Raw genomic sequence first — 26,874 nt, 5'->3', positions numbered from 1 at the left:
GCGCTCTATGCCTGGACCGAAGCCACTCGACCCGTCATCCTCCCCACGCGCCATGCTCGGGGCCGAACTCAGACACCAGCGCAACGAAGCGGACATGTCCCAAGAGGAGCTGGGCGCACCGCTGTTCGTCAGCGGATCGTTCATCGGCCAGTTGGAGGGAGGCGTGCGCCGGATCCAGCCGGAGTACGCGATCTACTTCGACCAGGTCTTCAAGACGGACGGCTACTTCCTGCGGAACTGCACGGCACTGAAGAAGTCGAAGTACCCGGATCACTTCGCCGAGGCGGCGGAGGCCGAGGCGGTGGCGACGGTGATCAAGCAGTACGCGCCGCTGCTGATTCCGGGCTTGTTGCAGACGGAGGCGTACGCGCGGGCGGTTTTTCGCGCGGGATTGCCGACGGCGACGGAGGAGGTCATAGAGGAACTGCTGGCGGCACGGCTGGATCGAGCCAAGCTGCTGAAGGATCCAACAGAGCCCATGGTTTGGACGGTGCTGGACGAGGCGGTACTGCGTCGACGGGTGGGCGGACCTGAGGTGATGGCGGAGGCGCTGCGACATGTGGCGGGGCTGATCCGACGGCACAGGATCATCGTGCAGGTACTGCCGTTTGAGGCAGGCGCGCACGCTGCGATGGCTGGCGCCCTGAAGCTAATGACCTTCGAGGACGCGCCCCCACTGGCTTATCTCGAAGGGCTGGGATCGGGCCAGTTGCTGGACGATCCGGCATCCGTCGCCCAGCACGAACTGGCCTACGATTTGCTGGGGGCCACTGCACTGTCACCTGACGCATCCTTGGCCCTGATTGAATCAGTGGCGGAGGATTACACCCATGAAGAGCAGCAGCCATGAGTACGACCTGAGCGCCGCGTCCTGGCACAAGTCCAGCTACAGCGACGCCAGCGGCGGCGACTGCCTCGAAGTGGCACGGGACTTCCCCGGCGCCGCCACGTGGCGCAAGTCGACGTACAGCGGCGGAGACGGCGGCGACTGCCTGGAAGTAGCCCAGGACTTCCCCGGCGCCGCGACCTGGCGCAAGTCAACGCACAGCGACGCCAGCGGCGGCAACTGCCTCGAAGTAGCCGACGGCCTCACCGGCATCGTCCCCGTCCGCGACTCCAAGACCCCCCACGCCCCGGGCCTCGTTTTCCAGGCCGCGACCTGGTCCGCCTTCGTCACCGACATCAAGACCACCGGCCAGCGCCGGCTGGTGTGACCGGCGCGGTCGCCGGGGTCAGACGGACCGTTGCGCGAGGGCTTCCAGCAAGGTGACCGCCTCGGCCGCGCGCTCGTACGGGATGAAGAGGTGATCGTGGTGGAAGCCCGCCACGACGTTGCAACTCAGCCCTGCGGCGGCGAGTTCCTGGGCGACAGCGGCAGTGAGCCCGACCGCGTCCAGGGCGGAATGGACGCGCAGCGTGATCCAGCCCGCCACGTACTCGTACGCGAGTCCCGCCGCGTCGGCATCCTCAAGCCGTACGACCAGAGTCAGGCCCTCCTGCTCGGCGACCGTGACCACGGGCGTGAGACCGGGCGGGATGCCCGCCTCCGCGACGGTGAACACATACCGGCCCGGCCTCAACTCCGGGCTCATGCCGCTCAGTAGTTTCCGCAGGTCAGCCTCACCGCTCATACCGACCGATCCTATGTGCCGCAGGACGCCCCGGGAGGCTTCCCCCGGACGGATGCCCAGCTGCCGGAAGCCCCCTTGACTTCCGATAGTTGAGTATCGGTTGAGTCAGCAAGCGAAGCGGCCGGTTCGGCATGTGGCGGCCCACCGTCCCCGCCGGGCGTCCTGGTTCAGCTCTCGCGCTTGCGCCCCATCTCGGGGGCGGGATACGGCAAAGGGCTGGCCGAGGCCGGGGAAAGCCCGTCGAGCGCCAGCGTCACATAGCGCCGCCAGCCGTCCTGGCCGGGCTCCATGGTCCACAGCACGCTGACGAGCATGATCACGATCCTTCGTACGTCCTCCGGTACGAGGTCCTCCCGGATCACCCCGGTCCGCTGGCCGCGCTGAACCAGGGGGGCCAGGGCGTCGAAGAAGTGGTGGCCCAGCTCGGCCGTCAGCACCCCCGCCCCCCTCGCGGCGGTCAGTACGCTGTGCGCACCGGCGGCGGAGGACAGTGCGGCCTCGATCGCCAGGGCCAGACCACGGCGCGGGTCGTCGTCCAGCAGGGCCCGGCCGAGAGCGGGCTGGACCTGTTCCGCGAACTGCTGTTCCAGCACGGCCCGCAGCAGAGTCCCCTTGTCGGGGAAGCGGCGGTACAGCGTCGCGATCCCCACTCCGGCCCGCCGGGCCACCTCATCCAGCAGGGCATCGGGCCCCCGCTCGGCGTAGACCTCGCGCGCGGCCCTGATGATCTTCTCCGAATTGCGCACGGCATCGGCGCGCAGCGGCCTGGGGGAATCGGTAGTCACAGCGTAGACACTACCAAGCAGTATCGATAGTTGCCTATCACTTCACGCTGGACTACGGTCGGAATCAGTTGACCTTCGCAAAGGAGTGGCGCAAATGAAGACCGTGGTGATCACTGGATGTTCGGCGGGCGTGGGCCGTGCCACGGCCCTTCTCCTGGACCGCGTGGGCTGGCAGGTCTTCGCCATCGTCCGCAGACAGAAGGACGCCTACGACCTGGAATCCGCCGCGATCGGTCCGCTGAAGGCCGTCCTGGCCGACGTCACGGATCGCGAACAGCTCTTCGCCGCAGCAGCCGCCATCAGCAAGGAGTGCGGCGAACACGGTCTCGACGGGCTCATCTGCAACGCCGGTGCGGGCGGTGCGGGGCCACTGGAGTTCGCGCCGGTCGATGAGCTGACGAAGCCCATCGACAGCAGCCTCTACGGCAGCATCTTCTCCGCGCAGGCCTTCCTTCCCCTGCTGCGCAAGGCGAAGGGCCGCATCATCAACGTGACCTCGGGTTCGAACCTGCTGAACATGCCGTTGGCGAGCACCTATCCCGCCGCGAAGTACGCGCTTGAACTCATTTCCCGTCAACTCCAGGCAGAGGTAAGGCAGTTCGGGGTCTCGGTGATCGTGGTCGATCCCGGTCGCGTCAAGTCGCGCATGACGATGTCGGCGAAAGAACAGAATGACCAGGCCCGCGCCAAACTGCCGCCGGAGGCGATCGAGCTGTACGGGGACATGCTGGGCAAGCTCGACCGGCTGGTGGGCTCGGTCGTGGGGTCGGGGAAGGACCCGGAGATCGTGGCCCAGGCGTATCTCACGGCGCTGACCGACCGTAAACCCAAGGCGTTCTACAACGTGGGCACGGACACGAAAGTACTGCGGGTCATCGGCCGTTGGGCACCCCGCTGGGTCCTGGACACGATGACCACCCGCATCTTGGAACGCGGAGGCAAGGACAACACCAGCGACTCAGCCACCCGCCGATGAACCCGTCGATGAACCCGCCGACGAGCCCGCCGACGAGCCCGCCGACAAATCCGCCGATGAGTCCGTCGATGAGCCCGCCGATGACATCGCCGGACCGCGTTCGCCCGTCTTCAGGAGTCCGAGGGCGACGCCGAAGAGGACCAGCGCGGCTCCCGCGATCTGGTTGACGGTGGCGGAGCCCGCACCGGTCACGGACAGAGCCAGAAGAGAGGCGAGCGGGACGAGCCCGTTGAAGAGCCCGGCCCGACTGGCGTCGAGCCGCTCGACGGCTCCGTACCACATCAGGAAGACGACGGTGGTCACGCCGACGGCGAGAAAGGTCAGCGCCGACAGTTCAACGGCGGTAGGCCGCCGCAGCACGGGCGTCCCGGTGACCGCCCACACGATCAGGGCGACGAGAAAGAGCATGGCCGACGCGAGTCCGCACGCGTAGGTCGTCACGGTCAGCGAGCCCAGCTCCTTGGTGGCCGGCGCACCGAGCAGCGTGACCGCGCAGACCCCGGCCAGGGCCAGGCACGACCACACGAACCCTCGCGCACTCCACTGCACCGCGCCGCCGGTGGACAGCTGCGCCACGGCCGAACCGCAGGCCACACACAGGGCCCCGCCCATCAGACTCCGGGACGGGCGCGTCCGGGCGAGCAGCGACCTGACCAGCACGATGATCAAGGGCGCGGCGCCCAGGGCAACGCCGACATTGCCCGGTGACGTCATCGAGGTGGCACAGACGAGCACGATGCCGTACCCGGCCATTCCCGTCGCGGCCAGAAGGAAGATCCGTACCATCTGGACCGGCGTCGGCCGGACGAACCTGTGCTTGCGCATCCGGGCCCAGACCAGCAGGAACACGGTCGCCAGCGCGTAGCGCGCGGCCTGCCCGCCGATGAGCGGAAAGCCGTGAAGCCGGTCGGCGGCGGCGACGGACCCGCCGACCAGACATACCACCCCAAGAGCCAGCGCGGCCCCGGAACGCTCTCGCGCATCGGACATCATGCCGCCAGGCTGGCAGCCCCCTACCGTAAGCAGAAGTACGGTATTACTAACCGCGCGGTAAGGGGAACTGATGATTGAGGCGCGGCGGCTCGCCCTGTTCCGCGAGGTCGCCCGTCGCGGGAGCTTCGCCCAGGCGGCACAGGCCCTGCGACTGACCCCCTCGGCGGTCTCCCAGCAGATGGCCGCCCTCGAACGCACCACCCGGATGCCCCTCTTCGAGCGCAGCACCCGAGGCGTCACGCTCACCGCCGCAGGCCAGTCCCTGCTGCGCACCGCCGACACCATCCACGGTGAACTGCACCGGGCCGAGAGGGCCCTCGCCCAACTGCGGGACGAGGGCCCGCCGTCGGTGACCGTCGCCACCTTCCCCAGTGCGGGCACGCTCCTGCTCGCGCCCGCACTGGCCGCGCTGGACCGCCGTAACGGCCCCCACGTCGACACGACGGTGATCGAAGCCGAGCCCGGCCAGGCACTCGCCGCGCTGCGCGACGGCCGCGCCGATGTGGCCCTCGTCTACCACTTCCACAGCGGACAACCACCCCAGGACTGGGACGACGACGCGGGCCGCCGCACCTACCACCCGCTTCTGAAGGACGAGTTGCGCCTGGTCGTGCCCGCCGGTCACGCACTCGCCGCGCGCTCCTCGGCACGTATCGAGGACGTGGCCGACGAACCGTGGATCCAGGGCTGGGACCTGCCGGGAAACGCGGTCGACGCACTCGCCTCCACGCAGGGCGTCACACCCAAAGTGGTCTGCCGCTCAAGCGACTTCCGCTTCATGCAGGCACTCGTCGCGGCGGGCGTCGGCATCGCTTTCATCCCCTCCCTCGCCGTCGAGGACCGGGCCGACACCCGCGCCCTCACCGTCACTCCCACCGCGAAGAGATACATCGGCGCCTGTACCGGACCCGGCACACCGGCCGCACCTCCCGTGCGTGCCCTGCTCGAAGCCCTGCGGGAGCGGGCGGAAGCCCTGCGTACGACCTGATCCGTGCCGACGTTCCCCCGCCACGCTCCTGCCGCGCCCCCACCACGCCCCCTCCGCGCCGCCCGCTCAGACCTCCGTACGCTCCACCGGGATCCACAACTCCGCTTCCGCCTCCGCCCCGTCGGGCGACAGTCGCGTACGCAGGATCTCGGGCCCCGGCCGGCTCCGGTACGGGTTCGAAGGGAACCACTGCGTGAACACGTCCCGCCACAGGTACTGGAGCGCCTGCGGGAACGGCCCGGAGTTCTCGAACACCGCCCAGGTCCCCGCCCGAACGGTCAGCGCGTCCAGGTCCTCGGGAACCTCGGCGTCGGTCACCACGGCGTGGTAGTAGTCGAGTTCGGTTCCCTCGGCCCGGCTCGGGTCGAGGTTGTCGCTCACGGCGACGATCCCCTCCGGTTCCTGGTCGGACAGCGCGGTGATACGCCGTAGCGTGCCCTTGTCGATGCTCCGGATGAAGTCGGCGATCGCCGGATTCATCCCCTCATGGACCAGAGGCACCCGGACCTTCTTGCCGACCACCCGGAACCGGTCCTTCTCCACAACCCGGTATCGCATGCTGCTGCTCCCTTCGATGATGAGGCGGAAGGACATACGCGGCTGGGAGTGCAGAGCCGCACCGGTCCGCCTGGCCTCGCCGGGACCGACGCCGTGCATGGCGCGGAACGCGCGCGCGAACGCCTCCCCCGAGGTGTAGCCGTACCGCACCGCGATCTCCAGCAGCGTCCGCTCCCCCGCGAGCACCTCGGCCCCCGCCACGGTCAGCCGCCTGCGCCGGATGTACTCCGACAGCGAGATCCCCGCCAGCGCGGAGAACATCCGCCGGAAGTGGTACTCCGACGTCACCGCGATCCGCGCCAGCTCGGACACCTCGATGTGCTCGCCGAGATGCGAATCGACGTACTCCAGGGCCTGGTTCAGCCGCTCCAGCACTCCTGCCTCCTTCCCTTCTTGACCACCACGTTAGGAAGGGAGCAGTGTGCCGCACCCGACATCCTGTGCCCGTTGCGGTCGGGTGTCTCTCGTACGGATCGTCGGGTGTCTCTCGTACGGAAATGCCCAGGAGACGGGCAATCCGGTACGGGAGGGTTGTCAGGCAGAGCCTCGCCCCTGGCGCCCCTGGCGCAGCGTACGGACGCACCAGCCGATCACCAGGGCATTCACCAGGGCTCCGAGAACGACGGAAAGGATGACCATGGCCAGGCCTTCCGGCAGCACCAGCAGAACCAGGCTGACCGGTGCCGTGGCGAGCAGCGGAATCACCCCGGCGAAGGACGCGTCGTCACCGGCGCTCGCGGTGAGCGCCCAGATGAGCAGGCCGGCGCAGACGACGAGGTAGGCGAGTGCGACGACGTTGGTGAGCGACGAACGCACGATGTGCAGGGGGGAGTTGCTGGTCTTGGGCATGGGGTTGTGCTCCTTGGATGTGGTGGGCGTGTTCATGGGTGGGCGTGTTCATGGGTGGGCGTCCCGGTCGGGCGGCGAGTTGCCGCCACGGCGTGCCGGTGGACCCGCCGTCGGCTGCGGACAGCGGACAGCGGGGAGTTCAGGGGCTACGGCTATACGGAGGGCGGGTTCGGGCGGGTGATGCCGAGGTCGTAGGCGAGGATCGTCGCCTGGACCCGGTCGCGCAGCCCGAGCTTGCGCAGCAAGGCGTTGACATGGGACTTGACGGTGCCGACGGTGATGCCGAGTTCCTCGGCGATCTCCGTGTTGTTGAGTCCCGAGGCGATCAGCGCGAGGACGAAGTTCTCGCGCGCGGTCAGCCGGTCCAGGATTCCCGCCTCGGCGGCGGCCCGGTGCCGGGTGTGCGGTCCGGCGGCGTAGTGGCCGATGAGCCGACGGGTCGCGGAGGGCGCGAGCACGCTCTCGCCGGCCGCCACGACCCGGATGCTGTGCAGGAGTTCGGCGGCCTGGACGTCCTTGAGCAGGAAGCCGGAGGCACCGGCGCGCAGCGCGTCGAAGACGTAGGCGTCGAGGTCGAAGGTCGTCAGCACCAGCACGCGGGGGCCGCCCTCGCGGCCGGTGAGGATGCGGGTGGCGGCTATGCCGTCCAGCTCGGGCATCCGTACGTCCATGACGATCACGTCGGGTGCGAGTTCTCCGGCCATCCGGACCGCGGTGGCGCCGTCGCCCGCCTCGCCCACCACTGTCAGGTCCGGTTCGGCGTCGATGACGGCCGCGAAGCCCGCTCGGACGACACTCTGGTCGTCGACGACCATCACCGTGACGGGCATCGGGGTCCCTCCTCGTCTCCCCGTTCCGGGGCGGCTGCCCCGTGACCTGAGGTGTGGTTGTTCAGGTTCGGATTCTTCACCACGGGCCCTGCCTCTTCCACAGACGCCGCGGGCCCCAGCGGCAGGCGCAGGAGTGTGGTGCCCGGCTGCGGGATGGACAGGCTGCCGCCGAGTGCGACCGCGTGCGCCGTCAGCCGCTCCCGTACATCCGGCCGGGTGGCACGAGGTGCGCCGGTGGCGGTGAGGCTCAGGACGCCGTCGTCCGCGTCGAGCACGAGCGAGGCGGGGCCGTCGTCACCGGCCGTCAGGAGGGTCTCGGCGGCGCGGTAGGCGGCGAGGTCCACCGCGGCCGGCAGCCGCCGCGGAACCCTGGCGGTACGCCGTACCTCGACCTCGCGGCCACCGGCCCGGCACTGGCGGGCGAGCAGGTCGAGGGCTTCGAGCGTGGGCTGCGGGCGCAGTTCGGCGGACGGCTCGCCGTCCCGTACCGCGTCGAGCAGGGCGCGCATCGCGGCCAGCGCGCCTCGGGCCCGGTCCGCCGTCTCCGCGAGGCGGCCCGCCTCGGCCGCTTCGACCACGTCGGCGGTGCGGGCGAGGACGGTGGTCTCCAGTCCGGTGGTGATACGGCGGCGTTCGGCCCAGGCGTCCCGGACGGCCTCCTCGGTCCAGGTGGCGATGCGGTCGTCGTCCGCGTCCCGGGCGGCCCGCTCGCGGTGGCCGTAGCGGTCGCCCGACCACCAGGCGGCACCGGCCGCCAGCCCCGCCCCGGCGCTCGCGATGCCGACGACCGCCAGCGCACCCTCGGCCGGGCCACGGCCGGAGAGGAGTACCGCGACGGTCGCGGCTGCCGCGTGTACGACGGCGGCGCCCACGGGCACGGCCAGGCGGGCCCGCGCCGTGCGGCCCGACGGTGCGCGGGACGCGAGCATGACCAGCGCCGCGCAGGTGGCGACCATGCTCATCAGGGGCGGCAGGCCGACGGGCCCCGCGTATCCGCTCACGGCCATCGCGGCCGGCCAGAGCGCGGCCGGCACGGCCAGGGCGGCCGGCACGGCGCGCGGCGCGCGGCGCAGCCACAGCAGCGCGACCGCCTGCGCCGTGGCGAGCAGCGCGAACAGCACGCCGGGCGAGATCCCCGTACCGCTGGACGCCTCGTCCGCCCGTATGACCAGGATCGGCAGCAGCGGTTGCAGGCACAGTCCGGCGGCGGCGGTGAACTGCGCGATCCGGTACGACCTCGCCACCGCCGGGCGCGGCGGCCCCGCCACCCGTCCCGGCAGCACCGCGCGCACCTCCCAGCCCCCGTCGGGCGTCGGCCCGCTGCTGAGCGTGCCGCCCGCCTCGCGCGCCCGCCCGCGCAGGAAGGTCTGGCCGCGCCCGCCGCCCAGGCCCGCGCCGGGCGCGGCAGCGTCGGCGGGCGGGTTCACGGGCCCGTTCCGCACGATGACCTCCGTGCCGGAGTCGTCGTGGGTGCAGCGCACGGTGGTGGGGGCGCCGGAGGCGTGGCGTACGGCGTTGGTGAGGGCTTCGCGGACGATCCCGTACACCGTCTCGTCGGCGGAGCCGCCCGGCAGCCCGTGGATGTCACTGGTCACGGGCTGTCCCAGGCTGCGGAAGCCGTTGACCAGCGCGTCCAGGCGCTCCCGTGGGTCCGGGCCGTCCTCCACCGTGGGCTGTGGGGTCCGTACGGCACTCAGCGCCTGGCCCACCTCGAGGCCGGTGTCGGCGGCGAACACCAGTGCCTCCTGGGCCAGTTCGGGTCGGCGCTCGCGCAGCCCGAGGGCCGCTTCGCAGCTGACCACGACGGCGGTGAGGTGATGGGCGCTGACATCGTGCAACTCCCGTTCCATGCGCCGGCGTTCGGCCGCGGGGAGCTTGTCGCGCTCCGACTCCGCCCGGCGCATCCGCCGTTCGGCGATGTCCCGCGCGGTCCGGACGCGGCGCAGGTGCCGTCCCGCGCCGAAAGCGGCGGCGTAGAGGAGGGCGGTGAGGAGAAGATCGAGGCCGTCGCGCTGGCCGAGCCCGTGCAGCGTGATGCCGTGCAGTGCCTGCCAGACCTCGAGCGTCACCACGCACAGCAACGCGGTCGTGACATCGCGCCGGGCGGCCACGGAGAGGAGGGCGAGAGCCACACCTCCGGTGCCAAGAACCGCCACGGCACCGACGGGCAGCGGCCCCGCGCCGAGTGCGCAGGCCACGACGACCACGAGGAGGGCGAGCACCGGGCGCGCCCGCCGGGCCGCCAGCGCGACGGTCACCAGCCCGCCCATCAGGGCGGCGGCGAGAAGCTGGGCGGCGGACGGCTCGATGCCACGCAGCAGTGCCGCGCCGGGCCAGACCGCGGCCTGGGCGGCGAGCAGGAGGACCGGGAAAATCCGGTCATCGGTTCGTTCCATGATGTGACGAGGCTACGGTCGCCGGTCCCGGGCGGGCCTCCGGCGGGAGGGTGATTGCCGCCTCTAACCATGGGTGGAGACGGCCCGGCGGCGGCCACCCCGGGGAGGGCCGGAGACACCGGGACCCGCGCCTCGGGCCGCGTGCCCCGGCTTGTGCCGCCCCGGCCCGTGCCGCCCCGGGCATCGGTCGCCCCGGCCTGTGCCGCCTCGGGCATCGGTCGCCCGACACTCGTTAGAGGTATCTCCGAGGGTGTCGCGTTCCCTCTATACCGCGCGTGGAAAGCCTCTTCGCGTCGTGAGCCTGTCCGACGTGTTGCTACGCACCTGACTCCATGAACGCCCATAGCCGAACCGGCCGTTGCCCAACCAGCAGGTCAACCAACAGGACAACCAACAGGTCACCCAGTCGGTCAACCAACAGGTCAACCTGCAAGGCAATCAGCAGGACACCTGGCAGAACTCCAGCAGGACATCCCGAAAGGCACTGAGCATGCCCTCGTCGCCGCGCATCGCGCCGGGCCCCGCGCCCGAACCGAAGGTGTTGGACTTCCCGCTCCCCCCGCCGGGCACCATGGGGCCTCCCGAGGAATACGCGCGACTGCGCGAGAGCTGCCCCGTGGCCAGGGTCGGGATGCCGATGGGCGCCACCGCCTGGTACGTCACCCGGTACGGCGACGTCCGGGACCTGCTCGCGGACCCCCGGCTCACCAGACCGACCATCAACGACTGGCCACCCCGACCCGACGAACCCACCGACCAGGGCCCCGCCCTCATCACGATGACGGAACTGGACGGCCCCCGGCACGCAGCGCTGCGCAAGGCGGTGGCCCCGGTGTTCAGCGCCAGGGCCGTCCGCGACCGCCTGCCGCGCATCCGGGAACTCGCCGATCAACTGCTGGACCGGCTGCCGCAGGAGTCCGCCGACGGGGCCGGCCACTGCGACCTGATCGCCGGATTCACCCGGCCGTTTCCCCTGCTCGTGATGTGCGACCTGGTGGGCATCCCCTACGAGGACCGCGACTACTTCCTGCCCGTACTGGACGACGCCCTCGCCGGGATGGTCACCTCGCAGGAGGGACGCAGGGTCACCGATCTGCTGCGCGAGTACGTCGCCGCACTGATCACGCGGAAGCGGAGCGCGCCCGGCGACGACGTCCTGACCCGGATGATCCAACTGTGCGAGGGCGGCGAGCTGCCCCATGAGGACGTGATGACCTTCGGGCTGTCCATGCTCGCTGTCGGCTTCGGCATCAGCGACATCTTCCTGGCCAACTCGCTGCATACCCTGCTGTGTGAGCCGGAGCGGTACGCCCGCCTGCGCGACGATCGGCGGATCCTGCCCGGTGCGGTGGAGGAATTCCTGCGCTACATGCCCGTGATGAACGGAGTCGTCATCCTCCAGGCGGCCGAGGACATCGAGTTGCACGGCCGTACGATCCGCGCGGGCGAGGCCGTACTCCCCGTGATCGCCTCCGCCAACCGCGACGACACCACATTCCCCCACGCCGACCGGCTCGACCTCAACCGCACAGGCAACAACCACCTCGCCTTCGGCCGAGGAGCCCACAACTGCCCCGGCTCACACCTCGCACGCGCCGAACTCACCGTAGGACTCGAAGCACTCCTCGACCGCTACCCCCACCTCCACCTCACCAAAGAACAACCACCCACCTGGGACGACGAATCCCTGACCAAGTCACCGCTGACCCTCCCGGTCAGCTGGTGAACCCGGCCACCGGGTCCAGCGGCGAAGGACCGCGACCGGACCCCGCCGTGAGCGGTACCCGACAACTGCCCGGAGAGCCGCCGGTTCCCCTCGTCGAACCGCCAGAACCCGTGATCGACATGCCCGTCCCGCCCCCGGGAAGCATGGGACCGCCCGAGGAATACGAGCGGCTGCGCCGCGAGTGCCCGGTGGCCAGGGTCCGGCTCCCGATGGGCGCCACCGCCTGGTACGTCACCCAGTACGGCGACGTCCGGGACCTGCTCGCGGACCCCCGGCTCACCAGACCGACCATCAACGACTGGCCACCCCGACCCGACGAACCCACCGACCAGGGCCCCGCCCTCACCACCATGATGGAGCTGAACGGCCCCCAGCACATGGCACTGCGCAAAGCCCTGGCCGAGCCGTTCAGCGTCCGGACCATCCAGCGCCGGCTGCCACGCATCCGGCAGGCCGCCGACCGCCTGCTGGACGCGTTCGCCGACGGCGGCCGGCCGGGCGAGCTGGTCGGCGGATATCTCGAACCCTTCCCGCTCCTGGTGATGTGCGAGCTGGTGGGCATCCCCTACGAGGACCGCGAATACTTCCTGCCCATGGCGGACGCCGCCCTCGGCGCCCTGGTCACACTGGAAGAGGGACGCGAGGTCACCCACCGGCTACGCGAGTACGTCCGCGCGCTGTTGGACCGCAAGCTGCGCGAGCCGGGCGACGACATGCTCACCAAGCTGGTCCGTGAGTGTGAACCTGACGCTCTGCGCGAAGAGAGCGTGCTGAGCTTCGGACTCTCCATGCTCGTCGCCGGGTACCGGACCAGCACGATGTTCCTGGGCAACGCCGTGGTGACCCTGCTGACCAAGCCAGGACGGTACGCCCGGCTGCGCGACGACCGCGCCCTCATGCCGGCCGCCGTCGAAGAACTCCTGCGCCACATACCGGTGATGAACGGAGTCGTACTCCTTCAGGCCGTCGAGGACATCGAGTTGCACGGCCGGACGATCCGCGCGGGCGAGGCCGTACTCCCCGTGATCGCCTCCGCCAACCGCGACGACACCACATTCCCCCACGCCGACCGGCTCGACCTCAACCGCACAGGCAACAACCACCTCGCCTTCGGCCGAGGAGCCCACAACTGCCCCGGCTCACACCTCGCACGCGCCGAACTCACCGTAGGACTCGAAGCACTCCTCGACCGCTACCCCCACCTCCACCTCACCAAAGAACAACCACCCACCTGGGACGACGAATCCCCGAGCAAATCGCCGCTGACCCTCCCGGTCGACTGGTGACCATTCGGGAAGCTGGCGACTACTCGCCTTCTCCTTGAGGATTGTGCGGCCGGGGCCACAGGATGTCCGGAGGAAACGGGCGAGGTGGCGCCCCTCCGCCCGCAGGACGATGGTGGAAGAGGAGAGGGCCGTATCCGTACATCCGTATATCCGTACGGAGAACAGCGACATGAGGACACAGAGTCACAAGGACACGCAGTCACGGGACACGGAGGCCGGAGGCGCGGTGGCACTGGAGTGGACTGATCACGACGTGGACGGGCTGCTGGTCCGCGAGGTGCGCGACCCCGCGGTGATCGAGGAGCAAGGCCGAATAGTCCTGGTGCCCGGCTCGCTGCACGGCTGGTGGGCCTTCGAACGGTGGATGCCGATGTTCGCGGAGTCGGGCTGGACGGCGCTCGCCATGTCCCTGCCGAACCACACCGGCTCCCGTACCCTGGCCGACGCGGAGTATCTCGCCCGTACGCCCGAGGACTACGCGACCGACGTACTGACCGTCCTGGACCACGCGGCCCCGCCGGCCGTCCTGCTCGGCCACAGCATGGGAGGCCTGGTCGCACAGCTCGTGGCGGAGCGGCACCCGCTCGCCGCGCTGGTGCTGGTCTCATCCGTCGGGCCCGGCCAGCTGGGGCCGATGCGCTCGACGTCGTTCCCGACGGACCGGCCGGTGACCATCACCCGCGAAGAGGCGCGTGAGCAGTGGTTCCAGCACATATCCGAAGCGGATCTCGACACCGTCATGGCCCGCCTGAGCCCTGAGTCCCCCACCGTGGTCAACGACTACAGCTCGGGGACGATCCACATCGACACGGGTTCCATCCACTGTCCGGTACTGGTCGTCGGCCCCGAGAAGGACCACACGCCGGTTCACGACACACGGAGTGTCGCGAGCCTGTACGGGGTAACTCCCGTGCTCGTACCGGACGTCGGCCATGACCTGATGCTGGAGGACGCGGGTCTCCCCACGGCCTCCACGATCACGCACTGGCTCGACGGCCACGCCCGACGCTGAGGGACGGGCTCTCGGACCGGTGCGGGGACCGCTGGATCACCGGCGACCCGAAGCGGGAGGGCGGCTTTCCCTCCGGAGCCTTTCTCGTGTCACACCGAGGAAGGCCACAGCATGCGGAGACACAACACTGGCGACTACAGGCCGGCCAAGAGAGCCGCGACCTGGGGCGCGATACCGGCTACCGCACCAAGCAAGATCCCGACCACACTGTCGAGCAAACCGCCAATGACGGGCAGGCCCATGACCACTCCTTCAGATTGTCACTTCACCATTACCGACGGTGAACATACCTGCTGAATCGACCCTCAAGGCCGTGTCGCCGAACCCACTGGACTATTCGGCCGCCGCGACGGCCATCACGACACGGGAGTGGTCGAACGCACGGGGAACCGGACGTTGGTGCACCGGATGTGGGGCCATCGCCCCGCCCGTCGGACCCCCGGGGCTCAAGCCCCGCGCTCCGAGCCCTCTTTGTGAGGATCGGTAGGAGGGTTTCAACCCACCCACCCTCCCTGCCCCGGCTGTTGACTTTTCGTGACCGGCTTGCCACGCAGGGTTGCGACGCTCTAGCGTGCCCACGGGACGAGAACCAGAAACCAGGGTTCGAGCAAGCCCGCGCAACAAATCAGCCCCCGCCGGTGCGCCAAACACCTGCGAGGGCCTGACCAACAAGATCAACGCCTACACGAAAGGCGATCCCATGGCTGTCACCCAGCCTAGTGCCGCCCCGCGCCCCGCGCACGTACCTCCGCCGATGTCCCACCCGATGGCCAGCCCCGGCTACGGCAAGCGTTCGACACCCGGCCAACTGCCCCGTACAGCAACCGATTTCGCGCACCTTCCGCCCCGCGAGGCGGCCGTCGCCGCGTTCATCGACCGGCTTCCGGACGGTACGGACATGTCGGTGAAGGCCCTCGCCAAACTGCTCCCGTACGGCCAGTGCGCCCTGCGTACCGCCCTGCGCCACATCCAGACCGCCGGTCATCTGCGGCGCGGCAGAGAGCACTTGACCGGCTCGGGCAGCGCGCTCTGGGTGACACGGACGTGGTTCTCCCGGACCGCGCGCGGCAACGACTGGTGGGCGGCGTTCACTTCGGGCGCCGTCCCGGACGAGAGCGCGGGCGACGTACGGGACGGGAGTTCAGGCACGGTGCCGGACGGGACCGCCCCGTCACCTCGGCCGCCAACACAAGCCCCGGCCCCCACCCGCTCCCGCGCCTTCATCCTGCTCGCCGCGCTCGGCCGCAGCGTGCCCGCCATGTCGCTGTCCGCCGCCGACTGCGTGGCCCTGGAGCCGCTGGCCGCCGCCTGGTTCGAGCGGGGCGCCACCGAGAAGGACGTCCTGAACGCCCTCACCGCCGGACTCCCCGTCCCCGTCCACCACGCGGCCTCGCTCGCCCGCTCCCGGCTGACGTCCAAGCTCCCGCCCGAGCCGATCCGCGTCCCCCGCCCGGCGCTGCGCGTCCTGGAGTGCGCGAAGTGCGGCGTCCCCGGGCGCCCCGAGGCACTTCTGGACGGCGAGTGCGCCCCCTGCCGTGGCGAACCGGCCCCCGCACCCCGTACCACCGCACTCCCACCCACCCAGGTCCGCACCCTGGCCGCCGAGGCCCGCGCGGCCGTCCGCCCCGTTGTCCGCCCACCCGAAAGGACTCGCGTATGACCGTTCAGTCCCCCAGCACTGCTCGGCGCGCCCAAATGTCCACCGAGGACTTCGAGCAGGTCGCCCGTACAGCCCCCGAGACGGTGAAGTTCGAGTTCATCAATGGAAGGGTCGAGGTCAAGCCCATGTCTGACCAGCTCCATAAGGCCATGATCATGTGGCTGTTGACGCAGTGCATGCGGCAGCGTCCGGAGCTGCTCATCGACCGCGACACGGAAGAACTCGTGCTGTACAGCGATCCGCGAGAAGGCGTATACGAGAGCCGCACCTTGCATGCGCTCGGCGCCACGGTCAAGCTCCCGGACCCGGTCCTGATCACCCTGGAAACCGAGAAGCTCAAGGACTACACCCGCTGACGAAGCCGCCGAAACGCCCGAAGGCGGCACCCCCGTAACAGGGGTACCGCCCTCGGTCACTTCAGACCATGGACCAGGTCCGAGCCGTCAGGCTCAGAAGTCCATGTCACCGCCCGGCATGCCGCCGCCGGCCGGGGCCGCGCCGGCCTTCTCCGGCTTGTCGGCGATAACAGCCTCGGTGGTGAGGAACAGCGCCGCGATGGAGGCCGCGTTCTGCAGAGCGGAACGGGTCACCTTCGCGGGGTCGATGATGCCCTCGGCGATCATGTCGACGTACTCGCCGGTCGCAGCGTTCAGGCCGTGACCGACCGTCAGGTTGCGGACCTTCTCCACGACGACGCCGCCCTCAAGACCACCGTTGACGGCGATCTGCTTGAGCGGGGCCTCCAGCGCGAGCTTGACGGCCTGCGCACCGGTGGCCTCGTCGCCTTCGAGCTCCAGCTTCTCGAAGACCGAGGACGCCTGGAGCAGAGCCACGCCACCACCGGCGACGATGCCCTCCTCGACGGCGGCCTTGGCGTTGCGCACCGCGTCCTCGATGCGGTGCTTGCGCTCCTTCAGCTCGACCTCGGTCGCGGCACCGGCCTTGATGACGGCCACGCCGCCGGCCAGCTTCGCGAGGCGCTCCTGGAGCTTCTCGCGGTCGTAGTCCGAGTCGCTGTTCTCGATCTCGGCGCGGATCTGGTTCACGCGACCGGCGACCTGGTCGCTGTCACCGGCACCGTCGACGATGGTGGTCTCGTCCTTGGTGATGACGACCTTGCGGGCGCGGCCCAGCAGGTCCAGGCCGGCGTTCTCGAGCTTGAGGCCGACCTCCTCGGAGATGACCGTGCCACCGGTGAGGATGGCGATGTCGTTGAGCATGGCCTTGCGGCGGTCACCGAAGCCCGGGGCCTTGACGGCGACGGACTTGAAGGTGCCACGGATCTTGTTGACGACCAGGGTCGACAGCGCCTCGCCCTCGACGTCCTCCGCGATGATCAGCAGGGGCTTGCCCGACTGCATGACCTTCTCCAGCAGCGGAAGGAGGTCCTTCACGTTGCCGATCTTGGAGTTGACGATCAGGATGTACGGGTCGTCCAGGGACGCCTCCATACGCTCCATGTCGGTGGCGAAGTACGCCGAGATGTAGCCCTTGTCGAAGCGCATACCCTCGGTGAGCTCCAGCTCCAGACCGAAGGTCTGGGACTCCTCGACGGTGATGACGCCTTCCTTGCCGACCTTGTCCATCGCCTCGGCGATGAGCTCGCCGATCTGGGTGTCGGCGGCGGAGATGGAGGCGGTCGAAGCGATCTGCTCCTTGGTCTCCACGTCCTTGGCCTGCTCCAGCAGGGCGCCGGAGACGGCCTCGACGGCCTTCTCGATGCCGCGCTTGAGGGCCATCGGGTTGGCGCCGGCGGCCACGTTGCGCAGGCCCTCACGGACGAGAGCCTGGGCGAGCACGGTCGCGGTGGTCGTACCGTCGCCGGCGACGTCGTCCGTCTTCTTGGCGACTTCCTTGACCAGCTCGGCGCCGATCTTCTCGTACGGGTCCTCGAGCTCGATCTCCTTGGCGATGGAAACACCATCGTTGGTGATCGTGGGGGCGCCCCACTTCTTCTCAAGGACGACGTTGCGCCCCTTGGGACCAAGGGTGACCTTGACGGCGTCGGCGAGCTGGTTCATCCCGCGCTCGAGACCGCGCCGTGCCTCCTCGTCGAACGCGATGATCTTGGCCATGTGAAGTGGTCCTCCCGGACAGATGGGGTCTCCCCTGCTCGAGTTGAGCTGAGAGCTTGGGGAAGGATTGCTCCGGACCGCGCTGGCGCCCGCGACGGACGGCCTGAGAGCCTGTGGTTCCTTGCTCCACCGGCTCTTCGGGCCTCACCGACCCGGTCCTTAAGTTGTCACTCTCACTTGCAGAGTGCTAACCAATAATTAGCACTCGACCCCCGAGAGTGCAAGCGCCTCGCAGAGGCATCGTCGAGGGGTGGTGGCCGGGCGACGGGTGGGCGCAAGCGCCTCGCAGAGGCATCGTTGGGGCGCGGGGGCTCGGCACGCGGGGCCGGGAACCGGGACGGGAACGCACGAGGGGTCCGTACCCCATGTGCTGGGATACGGACCCCTCGGCGTGAGTGCGTCGGTGGCCGATCGCGCCGGGATCAGACGGCGAGCTTGACCATGTCCGCCTGCGGACCCTTCTGGCCCTGCGAGATCTCGAACTCCACTCGCTGACCTTCTTCAAGGGTGCGGTAGCCGTCCATCTGAATCGCGCTGTAGTGGACGAAAACATCCGCACCACCGTCTACCGCGATGAAGCCGTAGCCCTTCTCCGCGTTGAACCACTTGACGGTGCCCTGAGCCATGCCTAACTCCCCTAGTACTGGCCCTCGGGAGGGCCACACTTCGCGCCGTAACGCGTCGACCGCGGCTGAATGTATCCGCCCAACTGCCCTCTGCAACAGGTCAATCGGACGAGAAATCCGGGCATGGCTGAACACGCATAGTGATCAATTCACTGCGTTCCGGGGCAAGTCGGGCCGGGCAAAGTGCACGTACGGCACAAAGGGCACCAGGACTTCACCCCGATGTTGTCGCGTTCTCGATTGCGCTCGGGGCGAGAAAAATGGGGGCGTTCCCATACTCTACCGTGCTCAACCATTCAGAATGGCCCCCTCCGCTTCTCGTGCGGAGAGGGCCATTCCGGTGGTGCGACACCGCGCCAGGAGGCGTCGGGTCAGCCTCCGGCGACCGCCGGGATGATCGAGACGCCGGCGCCGTCCGGGGTGGCGGTCTCCAGGCCCTGCTCGAAGCGGACGTCGTCGTCGTTGACGTACACGTTCACGAAGCGGCGCAGCTTGCCCTGGTCGTCCAGGACGCGGGCGGCGATGCCGGGGTGGTCCTTCTCCAGGGACTGGATGACCTCGGAGAGGGTCGCGCCCTCGGCCGCGACCTCGGCCTGGCCACCGGTGTACGTACGGAGGATGGTGGGGATGCGGACCTTGACGCTCATGGTGGGGCCTTTCTTCAGTACGAGGTGCGAGTGCGGGGGCGCGGCCACGAAGGTGGCCGGCGGCGAACGGCGCCGGCGCTCAGTGGGCCAGACCGGCGGCGCGGAACGCGTCCAGGCTCGGGCGGATGGTCGCCGAAGGCCCGGTCGTCGGTGCCACGGCGTCCAGCGTCTTGAGCCCGTCGCCGGTGTTGAGGACCACGGTCGTCAGCGTCGGGTCGAGCAGACCGGCTTCGATCAGCTTCTTCGTCACGCCGACGGTCACACCGCCCGCCGTCTCCGCGAAGATCCCCTCGGTGCGCGCCAGCAGCTTGATCGCGTCCACGATCTGCTCGTCGTCGACGTCCTCGACCGCGCCGCCGGTGCGGCGGGCGATGTCCAGGACGTACGGGCCGTCGGCCGGGTTGCCGATCGCCAGGGACTTGGCGATGGTGGCCGGCTTCTGCGGCCGTACGACATCGTGGCCCGCCTTGAAGGCGGTGGACACCGGGGAGCAGCCCTCGGCCTGCGCGCCGAAGATCTTGTACGGCTTGTCCTCGACCAGGCCCAGCTTGATCAGCTCCTGAAGACCCTTGTCGATCTTCGTCAGCTGCGATCCGGAGGCGATCGGGATGACCAGCTGGTCCGGCAGCTGCCAGCCGAGCTGCTCGCAGATCTCGTACGCGAGGGTCTTGGAGCCCTCGCCGTAGTACGGGCGGAGGTTGACGTTGACGAAGCCCCAGCCCTCGCCCAGCGGGTCGCCGATGAGCTCGGAGCAGAACCGGTTCACGTCGTCGTAGTTGCCCTCGATGCCGACCAGCTCACCGCCGTAGACGGCGGCCATGACGACCTTGCCCTGCTCCAGGTCGTGCGGGATGAACACGCAGGAGCGGAAGCCGGCACGGGCGGCGGCGGCGCCGACGGCGCCGGCCAGGTTGCCCGTGGAGGAGCAGGAGAGCGTGGTGAAGCCGAAGACGCGGGCGGCTTCGACGGCGATGGCGACGACGCGGTCCTTGAAGGAGTGCGTCGGGTTGCCGGAGTCGTCCTTGATGTGCAGGGAACCGGTGACACCCAGCTCACGGGCCAGGTTGTCGGCCTTGACGAGCTTGGTGAAGCCGGGGTTGATGTTCGGCTTCGTGGCCACATCGGCCGGTACGGGCAGCAGCGGGGCGTAGCGCCAGATGTTGTCCGGGCCCTCCGCGATGCGCTTCTTCAGCTCTTCGGGGCTGCCGCTCGGCAGGTCGTACGCGACTTCGAGCGGCCCGAAACAGCTGGCGCAGGCGAAAATGGGACCGAGGTCGAAACGCTCTCCGCATTCGCGGCACGAGAGGGCGGCGGCGGGTCCGAGATCGACGGACGCTTCGTTGTTCGCGTCGGTGTTGTCGTTGGGGACAGTCTGCACAGCCATGGAGGCGAGGCCCTTTCTCCTCATCTTCCTCGCGACGTACTTCGCCACAAGACGGAATTGGCACCTTCCCCACCGTGACCTCTGCATGGTCGGCGGGAGGGTTGCCGGGACTTCAACGGGCCGTTCCCTCAGTCCCTCTGGATGAGCGCTATGGCACCGGAACCTGGATCCGATGCGTTTTTGGCGTGATGACCCCGGCATGCGGTGGTCATACGCGTTGTTCAAGACTGTAACCGAAGGGGCGGAGGGTGGAGCTAGTCGTCCGCACCGCGAGATGGATCACGTTCATGGCACACGCTCAGGGAGTTTCGATCGTGCTGGAAGAGGTGGAGCACTGGCTGACCAGGCGTTCCTGGTCAGCGGCTGACCGTACGCTCGACCGGCTTCTGGCGGCGAAAGCCGCGCGCGGCACCACGGTGAGCGTGGTGCTGCCTGCGCTGAACGAGGAGGAAACGGTTGGCGAGATCGTCTCCGTCATCCGGCGCGAGCTGATGGAGAGGGTGGCGCTCGTCGATGAACTGGTAGTGATCGATTCGGGTTCCACCGACCGTACGTCCGAGGTCGCCGGGGCGGCGGGCGCGCGGGTGGTGCACCGGGACGGCATCCTGCCCCGGCTGCCCGCGCTCCCGGGCAAGGGCGAGGTGCTGTGGCGGTCGCTGCTGGTGACGAGCGGTGACATCGTGTGCTTCGTGGATGCCGATCTGAAGCGGTTCTCGCCGGACTTCGTGTCCGGGATCGTGGGGCCGCTGCTCACGGATCAGGACGTGCACTTCGTGAAGGCGATGTACGACCGGCCGCTGGGCGGGCCGGGTTCCCCCGCTTCCTCGGGTTCTCCGGGTTCTCCGGGTTCTCCGGGTTCTCCGGGTTCTCCGGGTTCTCCGGGTTCCGCGGGGGTTGCGAACGGGCAGGGCGGGCGGGTGACCGAGCTGATGGCACGGCCTCTGCTCAATCTGCACTGGCCGCAGCTGGCCGGCTTCGTACAGCCCCTGGGCGGGGAGTACGCGGCTCGGCGCTCGCTGCTGGAGCGGCTGCCGTTCCCCGTCGGCTACGGCGTGGAGCTGGGGCTGCTGGTGGACACGCTGCACACGGTGGGGCTGGACGCGATGGCGCAGGTCGACGTGGGCGTACGGGTCCACCGCCACCAGGACGACCGGGCGCTGGGGCGGATGGCCGCGGCGATCTACCGTACGGCTCAACTCCGGTTGTCCCGTGGGCACTTGATACGTCCGGTGTTGACGCAGTTCGAGCGGGGCGAGGACGGTTTCGTACCGCGTACGCATTCCGTGGACACGGAGGAACGGCCGCCGGTGAGGGAGATCGCGGAGTACACGGCCGGGCGCGCGGCGTAGGGAGTACGCCACTGCTCGGGCGCGGGCCCGGCGCCGTATGGGCGGACTCACGCGCACCGGGCAGCGCCCGTACGTTTGAGCGTTTCCCGGACGGGCTAGGTTTCGGCACATGGCCTCAGAGCAAGCCGCCCAGGTTCTCGTCGCGTCCAACCGCGGCCCGGTCTCGTTCACGCTGCGTGACGACGGTGAGCTGACCGCGAAGCGGGGCGGAGGCGGGCTGGTGTCCGGCCTGTCGGCCATCGGGCCCGATACGGACGCGGTGTGGGTGTGCGCGGCGCTCGGGGACGGCGACCGGGAGGCCGTACGGCGCACGGGCGGCCGGCTCGACACCGCCGACACGGGCGGACAGCGCGTCCGCATGCTGGGCATCGCGCCGGACGTGTTCGCCGACGCCTACAACGGGGTCGCCAACTCCACGCTCTGGTTCGTCCACCACCTGCTCTACCAGACCCCGCTGGAGCCGTCCTTCGGCCCGGAGTTCCGCGCGCAGTGGGCGTCGTACGAGACGTACAACCGCGCCTTCGCCGAGGCGCTGGCCGACGAGGCGGGCGAGGGCGCGGCCGTGCTGGTGCAGGACTACCACCTGGCGCTGGTGCCCGGAATGCTCCGGGCACTCCGGCCCGATCTGCGGATCGGACACTTCTCGCACACGCCGTGGGCGCCCGTCGACTACTTCCGGATGCTGCCCGACGACATCGCGCGCCAGCTGCTGCGCGGCATCCTCGGCGCGGACCGGGCGGCCTTCCTGACCCAGCGGTGGGCGAACGCCTTCACGGCCTGCTGTACGGAGCTGCTGGGCGGGACCGGCAACACCCGTATCGGCGTGCACGGCCTGGGCGCCGACGCCGACTTCCTGCGCGAGCGGGCGCACCGCCCGGACGTGGACGAGCGTCTGGCCGCGCTGCGCGAGCAGATCGGGGGCGGACCGGGAACGGACGCGGGCGCGGACCGGGGCGCGGACCGGAAGGTCATCGTCCGGGTGGACCGTACGGAACTGTCGAAGAACATCGTCCGAGGCCTGCACGCCTACCGTCAGCTGCTGACCGACCGTCCCGAATGGCGCGAGCGCGTCGTCCACATCGCGTTCGCCTACCCGTCCCGGCAGGACCTGAAGATCTACCGCGACTACACCGCCGAGGTGCAGCGCGTGGCCGACGAGATCAACGCCGAATTCGGCACCCCGGACTGGCTCCCGGTCATCCTCCACGTCCAGGACGACTTCGCCCGCTCCCTGGCCGCGTACCGCCTGGCGGACGTGGCCCTGGTCAACCCGATCCGCGACGGCATGAACCTGGTCGCGAAGGAGATCCCCGTCATCTCGGAGCGCGGCTGCGCGCTGGTGCTGTCGCGGGAGGCGGGCGCGTACGAGGAGATGGGCGAGGACGCGCTGGTGGTGAACCCGTACGACATCACGGCGACGGCGGCGGCGCTGCACGAGGGCCTGAACATGCCGGCGGAGGAACGCGCGGAACGCTCGAAGCGCTTGGCGGCGACGGCGACGGCGCTCCCGCCGCAGCAGTGGTTCCTGGACCAGCTGACGGCCTTGCGCGCGTAGCCTCCCGGGGGGTGCGGTGACGCTTGTGGTGGGTGCGGGTGCCGTTGCGGGTGCCTGGTGGGCGCGGGCGCCGGGGCCTCCGGAGGAGCATGTCCGGACTGCATGATTTACGCCGCGTGCGGGTTGGTTTTCCGGGTGCGGGTTGCCGTACGCCACACATCACGCTTTACGTCCGGACACGTCACCTCCTGCGACCCCGGCCCCCTCCCGCCGGTTCCCCGTCTGCGGCCCGGTGGCAGCCGACCGCTTAGCTCGCCGTCGCCGCCAGCGTCGCCAGGAAGTCCGCCAGCGCCGCCGGGCCCGGGAGTACGAGGTCGGCGCGGTCCGCGATTTCGGGGACTTCGGCGCCGCTGCACACGAGCAGGCCCGGGTGGCCGTCCGAGCGGAGTTTCTCGACCGCCGCGTAGGCCGGGAGGTCGCCCAGGTCGTCGCCCGCGTAGAGGATCGTTTCGGCGCCGACCTCGCGTACGTACTCGGTCAGTGCCACGCCCTTGTCCATGCCGGGCGGGCGCAGTTCGAGGACCATGCGGCCCGGTTCGACGATCAGGCCGTGGCGGGCGGCCAGTTCGTTCAGGGGGTCGCGCAGGGCTTCGAAGGCGGCCTGCGGGTCGGAGGAGCGGCGGGTGTGGACGGCGACCGCGCGGCCCTTCTCCTCGATCCAGGTGCCGCGCCAGGCGCCGATCCGGTCGAGGAAACCGGGGAGTTCGGCGCGGACCGATGCCACGCCCTCGTGGGCGGCGGGGGCCTTGACCGTGCCGCTGACGGCGTCCCAGCGCTCGGCACCGTAGTGGCCGAGGACGACGAGGTGGTCCAGCCCCGGCACTCCGGCGAAGCCGCCGTACCGTACGGCCACCCCGGCCGGACGGCCGGTGATCACCGCGACGGACGCGACGCGTGGCGCCAGCGCGGCCAGGGCGGGGAGGGTGCGCGGATGGGCGCGGGCCTGTTCGGGGTCGGGGACGATCTCGGCGAGGGTGCCGTCGAAGTCGAGGGCGACGACGGCTTTCCCGGGCCGGGCCAGGAACGCGGCCAGGCCGTCGGCGCCGGCGGAAGTGGTCGGATTCGGCAGGGGATGCGGATGACTGCTGCCCATGGCCCCGAGCCTATCGGGGATCCCTGTGCGCGGGGTGCGGACGGCTGTCACGAGGGTGTGAAGGACCCCTCTCCTCGGAAACGGCCGGATGACGCCGGGCCGTTTGTTACGTGACGTCCGCGTAGGAGGGGAGGGTGAGCGCGGAGTGGACGGCCCGTCCCCGGTCGTCGGGGAGGAGGGCGGGGTCGCGCAGGGCGTGGTCGCGCTGGGCCAGTTCGTCGGCGGTGCGGGGAAGCAGGGTGGCGCCCCCGGCGGTGGCGAGCGCCTGGTTCTGCTCGGCGAACTCCCGTGTCCGGTCCTCGTACGCGGCGAAGGCGGCCGTGTGACTGCCGTGGGAGGCCAGTTCGCCGGCCAGGACATAGGCGCTCACCAGGGCCAGGCTCGATCCCTGCCCCGAGATGAACGAGGTGGCGTGGGCGGCGTCGCCCACGAGAGCGACGCGGCCGGTGGACCACCGGGGCATATGGATCTGGCTGACGGTGTCGAAGAACAGGTCGTCGGCGGTGCGCAGGGCGTCGACCATGCGGGGGATCTCCCACTGGTCGTCGGGGAAGAGCGCGGCGACGAGATCGCGCTGGGCGCCGGGGTCGCGGAACGCTTCGAAGGGCGGTTCGGGGCGGGCGAAGTTGAGGAAGGCGTGGACCTGGTCGCCGTCGCCTGCGGCGTAGAGGACCGCGGCCCTGCCCGGGACGTTCCACGTCACGCCCTCGTGGGAGAGGCCGAGGTGGTTGGGCATGGTGAATCCGGCGAAGCAGTAGCCGAGGTAGCGGTGGTACCGCTCCTCGGGGCCGAAGGCCAGGCCCCTGGTGTGGGAGTGGAGTCCGTCGGCGCCGATGACCAGGTCGAAGGTGCGCCGGGCGCCGCCGCGGAAGGTCACGTCCACACCGCCGTCGTGGTCGTGGAGGGTGGCGATGGAGTCGTCGAAGAGGAACTCGACGTCCTGGCGGGCGGCGTCGTGGAGGGCGTCGGTGAGGTCCCCGCGGCGTACTTCGAGGTCGCGGCCCTCGACGCCGCCGGTGATGGCCTCGGGCCTGACGGAGGCCACCGGGCCGCCGTCGGCGTTCAGGAAAGTGATCAGACGGCTGTCGACGTGCGCGGCTTGGAGCCGTGGGAGCAGGCCCATGCGCGTGACCACCTCCAGCGCGGTGCCGCGGATGTCGATGGGGTAGCCGCCGCCGCGTATCGCGCCGGCCTTCTCCACGACCGTGACCTGGAAGCCGTACTGGTGGAGCCAGTAGGCCAGCGTGGGTCCCGCGATGCTGGCGCCGGAGATGAGGACCGACCGACCGGTTGCCGTGTTCATGGATACTCCTTCTCCCGGCCGGGCTCGGAGCAGCCCTGCCGGACACATGACGGATACGTAATTTAGGTACCTTTATTCACGGTGCGACGCGCCCCGGTCGAACGCACCACCCGAGATGACTATATACCTAACGTAGGTATTTAAACGAGGAGCCGACATGGATCGCCAGCAGCCGGACCCGGCCGCCGCAGGACGGGCCGGAAGCGACGGCAGTGAGAGCAGGAAGAGCAGTGACGGCAGTGACGGCAGCGGCGATCAGGACGTGCTGGCCGTGCTCCCCCGGCTGACGCAGCTCAGCAATGTCCTGAACCGCGGCCGTCTGATCGAACGCGCCATGGAGACAGCCGCGATCCACGTGGACCGGCCGGCGATGTCGGTGCTTCTCTCGCTGCACACGGCCGACGGGCCACTGCGGATCGGCGAGATCGCCGCGCGGATGCAGGTCGTCGGACCGCACGTCACCCGGCAGGTGAACGAGCTGGAGCGACGCGGCCTGGTCGTGCGCGTCAAGGACCCCGATGACCAGCGGGCCCGCCTCATCGAGGCGACCCCCGACGGCGCGGCGGCGGCCGGACGCTACATGCGGACCATCATCGGATGGTTCACCGACGCCCTCGCCGACTGGCCCCAGCAGGACCGCGAGAACTTCGGCCGCCTCCTCGGGCGCTTCGCGGACGACCTCACCGGCCACCTCGCGGCCCTCGACGACCAGCCGCCGTCCGGCGCAGGCGCGCCCCGGTGATGACCCGGCCCCGGCTCAGCGGCGCTCGCGCCTCGCCTGCCGGACCCTTCGCAGCCTGTTGACCGTCACAGGATCGTGCTCCGCGGCCCGGGGGTCGTCCAGCAGCGCGTTGAGCAGCTGGTAGTAGCGGGTCGGCGAGATGCCGAGCTGTTCCCGTACGGCCCGCTCCTTGGCGCCGGGCCCCGGCCAGCCGCGGGCTTCCACCGCGAGAACGGCGCGATCCCGCTCGGAAAGCTCCCCGGGCCCGCGGCGTACGCCGTCGGCATCCGGCGCGCCCGCGGGCGCCGGGGCCTCGGGCTCCGCGTGCGCGGGCTCCGGGGCCGCGGAGGCCACGTGCGCCGGGGCCGGGGCTCCGGAGCCCGGCTTCTGCGGTGCGAGGTCCCGGGGGCTCGGCTCCCCGGGACCGGCTG

26 protein-coding genes, 1 pseudogene and 1 riboswitch are annotated in these 26,874 nt (G+C 70.0%); of the genes and pseudogenes, 13 read left to right on the top strand and 14 right to left on the bottom strand.

The features are described 5' to 3' along the window. Positions 1–7 precede the first annotated feature (7 nt). Complete coding sequence (locus ACIOJD_RS26595) at positions 8–850, top strand: helix-turn-helix domain-containing protein (RefSeq protein ID WP_401884710.1); 843 nt, start codon at positions 8–10, stop codon at positions 848–850. Next, positions 831–1,214: a DUF397 domain-containing protein gene (locus tag ACIOJD_RS26590; protein ID WP_401918142.1), complete on the top strand. Its 384-nt coding sequence runs from the start codon at positions 831–833 to the stop codon at positions 1,212–1,214. The genes ACIOJD_RS26595 and ACIOJD_RS26590 overlap by 20 nt, the downstream gene beginning before the upstream one ends. Positions 1,215–1,232: 18 nt before the next feature. Here the strand turns inward: ACIOJD_RS26590 and ACIOJD_RS26585 are convergent, their stop codons facing one another. Continuing rightward, positions 1,233–1,631, bottom strand: a complete 399-nt coding sequence (locus tag ACIOJD_RS26585) for an ACT domain-containing protein (protein ID WP_401918141.1) — start codon at positions 1,629–1,631, stop codon at positions 1,233–1,235. A 167-nt stretch (positions 1,632–1,798) separates the two neighbouring features. Then, on the bottom strand, positions 1,799–2,416 hold the full coding sequence (locus ACIOJD_RS26580) for a TetR/AcrR family transcriptional regulator (protein ID WP_401918139.1): 618 nt from the start codon (positions 2,414–2,416) through the stop codon (positions 1,799–1,801). Positions 2,417–2,510: 94 nt separating this feature from the next. On the opposite strand from ACIOJD_RS26580, the gene ACIOJD_RS26575 reads away from it, so the two are divergent. Then, positions 2,511–3,392, top strand: a complete 882-nt coding sequence (locus tag ACIOJD_RS26575; RefSeq protein ID WP_401918137.1) for an SDR family NAD(P)-dependent oxidoreductase — start codon at positions 2,511–2,513, stop codon at positions 3,390–3,392. Here the strand turns inward: ACIOJD_RS26575 and ACIOJD_RS26570 are convergent. Then, positions 3,375–4,385, bottom strand: a complete 1,011-nt coding sequence (locus ACIOJD_RS26570; protein ID WP_401918135.1) for a DMT family transporter — start codon at positions 4,383–4,385, stop codon at positions 3,375–3,377. The two genes, ACIOJD_RS26575 and ACIOJD_RS26570, sit on opposite strands and share 18 nt — an antisense overlap. A 70-nt stretch (positions 4,386–4,455) precedes the next feature. Here ACIOJD_RS26570 and ACIOJD_RS26565 point away from each other — a divergent pair, with 70 nt between their 5' ends. Beyond that, positions 4,456–5,373: a LysR family transcriptional regulator gene (locus ACIOJD_RS26565; protein WP_401918133.1), complete on the top strand. Its 918-nt coding sequence runs from the start codon at positions 4,456–4,458 to the stop codon at positions 5,371–5,373. A gap of 66 nt (positions 5,374–5,439) precedes the next feature. On the opposite strand, the gene ACIOJD_RS26560 is transcribed toward ACIOJD_RS26565, so the two are convergent. From ACIOJD_RS26560 to ACIOJD_RS26545, 4 genes are all read right to left on the bottom strand, one after another. After that, a complete protein-coding gene (locus ACIOJD_RS26560) occupies positions 5,440–6,306 on the bottom strand; it encodes a GyrI-like domain-containing protein (RefSeq protein WP_401918131.1) in 867 nt (288 codons plus the stop codon). Positions 6,307–6,465: 159 nt separating this feature from the next. Next, entirely contained in the window at positions 6,466–6,780 is a 315-nt protein-coding gene (locus ACIOJD_RS26555; protein ID WP_401918129.1) for an SCO4225 family membrane protein, read from the bottom strand. Between the two features lie 152 nt (positions 6,781–6,932). After that, positions 6,933–7,610, bottom strand: a complete 678-nt coding sequence (locus ACIOJD_RS26550; protein WP_401918127.1) for a response regulator — start codon at positions 7,608–7,610, stop codon at positions 6,933–6,935. Continuing rightward, on the bottom strand, positions 7,595–10,006 hold the full coding sequence (locus ACIOJD_RS26545; RefSeq protein ID WP_401918125.1) for a histidine kinase: 2,412 nt from the start codon (positions 10,004–10,006) through the stop codon (positions 7,595–7,597). Before ACIOJD_RS26545 ends, ACIOJD_RS26550 begins: the two co-directional genes overlap by 16 nt. A gap of 342 nt (positions 10,007–10,348) precedes the next feature. Between ACIOJD_RS26545 and ACIOJD_RS26540 the strand changes: the two are divergent. The 6 genes and pseudogenes from ACIOJD_RS26540 to ACIOJD_RS26515 form a co-directional block, all read left to right on the top strand. Beyond that, positions 10,349–10,411 (top strand): annotated as a pseudogene (locus ACIOJD_RS26540) (hypothetical protein); the annotation flags it as partial. Positions 10,412–10,496: 85 nt separating this feature from the next. Beyond that, positions 10,497–11,732, top strand: a complete 1,236-nt coding sequence (locus ACIOJD_RS26535; RefSeq protein WP_401918820.1) for a cytochrome P450 — start codon at positions 10,497–10,499, stop codon at positions 11,730–11,732. 143 nt (positions 11,733–11,875) lie between these two features. Then, positions 11,876–13,018, top strand: coding sequence for a cytochrome P450 (locus ACIOJD_RS26530; protein WP_401918123.1), 1,143 nt, complete (start codon positions 11,876–11,878; stop codon positions 13,016–13,018). 169 nt (positions 13,019–13,187) lie between these two features. Continuing rightward, on the top strand, positions 13,188–14,030 hold the full coding sequence (locus tag ACIOJD_RS26525) for an alpha/beta fold hydrolase (protein WP_401918121.1): 843 nt from the start codon (positions 13,188–13,190) through the stop codon (positions 14,028–14,030). A gap of 754 nt (positions 14,031–14,784) precedes the next feature. After that, positions 14,785–15,690 carry a hypothetical protein gene (locus tag ACIOJD_RS26520; protein WP_401918119.1) on the top strand — a complete coding sequence of 302 codons (906 nt, stop codon included), beginning with the start codon at positions 14,785–14,787 and terminating at the stop codon, positions 15,688–15,690. Further along, the gene (locus tag ACIOJD_RS26515; RefSeq protein WP_401918118.1) at positions 15,687–16,046 is read left to right on the top strand and encodes a hypothetical protein; all 360 of its coding nucleotides are present in this window, start codon (positions 15,687–15,689) and stop codon (positions 16,044–16,046) included. The genes ACIOJD_RS26520 and ACIOJD_RS26515 overlap by 4 nt, the downstream gene beginning before the upstream one ends. Before the next feature lie 93 nt (positions 16,047–16,139). Here ACIOJD_RS26515 and groL read toward each other — a convergent pair whose 3' ends face one another. The 4 genes from groL to thrC all read right to left on the bottom strand — a co-directional run bounded on the left by groL (position 16,140) and on the right by thrC (position 20,422). Next, on the bottom strand, positions 16,140–17,765 hold the full coding sequence (gene groL / locus ACIOJD_RS26510; protein WP_401884731.1) for a chaperonin GroEL: 1,626 nt from the start codon (positions 17,763–17,765) through the stop codon (positions 16,140–16,142). 422 nt (positions 17,766–18,187) lie between these two features. Further along, positions 18,188–18,391 carry a cold-shock protein gene (locus ACIOJD_RS26505; protein WP_005315736.1) on the bottom strand — a complete coding sequence of 68 codons (204 nt, stop codon included), beginning with the start codon at positions 18,389–18,391 and terminating at the stop codon, positions 18,188–18,190. Positions 18,392–18,762: 371 nt separating this feature from the next. Further along, positions 18,763–19,038: a ubiquitin-like small modifier protein 1 gene (locus ACIOJD_RS26500; protein WP_401918116.1), complete on the bottom strand. Its 276-nt coding sequence runs from the start codon at positions 19,036–19,038 to the stop codon at positions 18,763–18,765. Between the two features lie 79 nt (positions 19,039–19,117). Continuing rightward, positions 19,118–20,422 carry a threonine synthase gene (gene thrC, locus ACIOJD_RS26495; protein ID WP_401918115.1) on the bottom strand — a complete coding sequence of 435 codons (1,305 nt, stop codon included), beginning with the start codon at positions 20,420–20,422 and terminating at the stop codon, positions 19,118–19,120. A gap of 17 nt (positions 20,423–20,439) precedes the next feature. Continuing rightward, positions 20,440–20,570, bottom strand: a riboswitch (SAM riboswitch). Between the two features lie 166 nt (positions 20,571–20,736). Between thrC and ACIOJD_RS26490 the strand changes: the two genes are divergently transcribed. Both ACIOJD_RS26490 and ACIOJD_RS26485 read left to right on the top strand, forming a co-directional pair. Beyond that, complete coding sequence (locus ACIOJD_RS26490) at positions 20,737–21,771, top strand: glucosyl-3-phosphoglycerate synthase (protein WP_401918818.1); 1,035 nt, start codon at positions 20,737–20,739, stop codon at positions 21,769–21,771. 109 nt (positions 21,772–21,880) lie between these two features. Then, positions 21,881–23,326, top strand: coding sequence for a trehalose-6-phosphate synthase (locus ACIOJD_RS26485; protein WP_401918113.1), 1,446 nt, complete (start codon positions 21,881–21,883; stop codon positions 23,324–23,326). Positions 23,327–23,573: 247 nt separating this feature from the next. On the opposite strand, the gene otsB is transcribed toward ACIOJD_RS26485, so the two are convergent. Then, complete coding sequence (otsB, locus tag ACIOJD_RS26480) at positions 23,574–24,419, bottom strand: trehalose-phosphatase (protein WP_401918111.1); 846 nt, start codon at positions 24,417–24,419, stop codon at positions 23,574–23,576. A 106-nt stretch (positions 24,420–24,525) separates the two neighbouring features. After that, a complete protein-coding gene (locus tag ACIOJD_RS26475) occupies positions 24,526–25,722 on the bottom strand; it encodes an FAD-dependent monooxygenase (RefSeq protein ID WP_401918109.1) in 1,197 nt (398 codons plus the stop codon). Positions 25,723–25,879: 157 nt separating this feature from the next. On the opposite strand from ACIOJD_RS26475, the gene ACIOJD_RS26470 reads away from it, so the two are divergent. Further along, on the top strand, positions 25,880–26,464 hold the full coding sequence (locus ACIOJD_RS26470; protein WP_401918108.1) for a MarR family winged helix-turn-helix transcriptional regulator: 585 nt from the start codon (positions 25,880–25,882) through the stop codon (positions 26,462–26,464). A 15-nt stretch (positions 26,465–26,479) separates the two neighbouring features. Here ACIOJD_RS26470 and ACIOJD_RS26465 read toward each other — a convergent pair whose 3' ends face one another. Then, positions 26,480–26,797 carry a DUF3263 domain-containing protein gene (locus ACIOJD_RS26465; protein ID WP_401918816.1) on the bottom strand — a complete coding sequence of 106 codons (318 nt, stop codon included), beginning with the start codon at positions 26,795–26,797 and terminating at the stop codon, positions 26,480–26,482. Between the last annotated feature and the right edge of the window lie 77 nt (positions 26,798–26,874).

Origin of the sequence: Streptomyces sp. NPDC088116, from assembly GCF_044741745.1 — a bacterium.
GTDB lineage: Bacteria > Actinomycetota > Actinomycetes > Streptomycetales > Streptomycetaceae > Streptomyces.
Note: the sequence above shows the minus strand (reverse complement) of the source record. Positions and strands in the feature narration are given on the sequence as shown.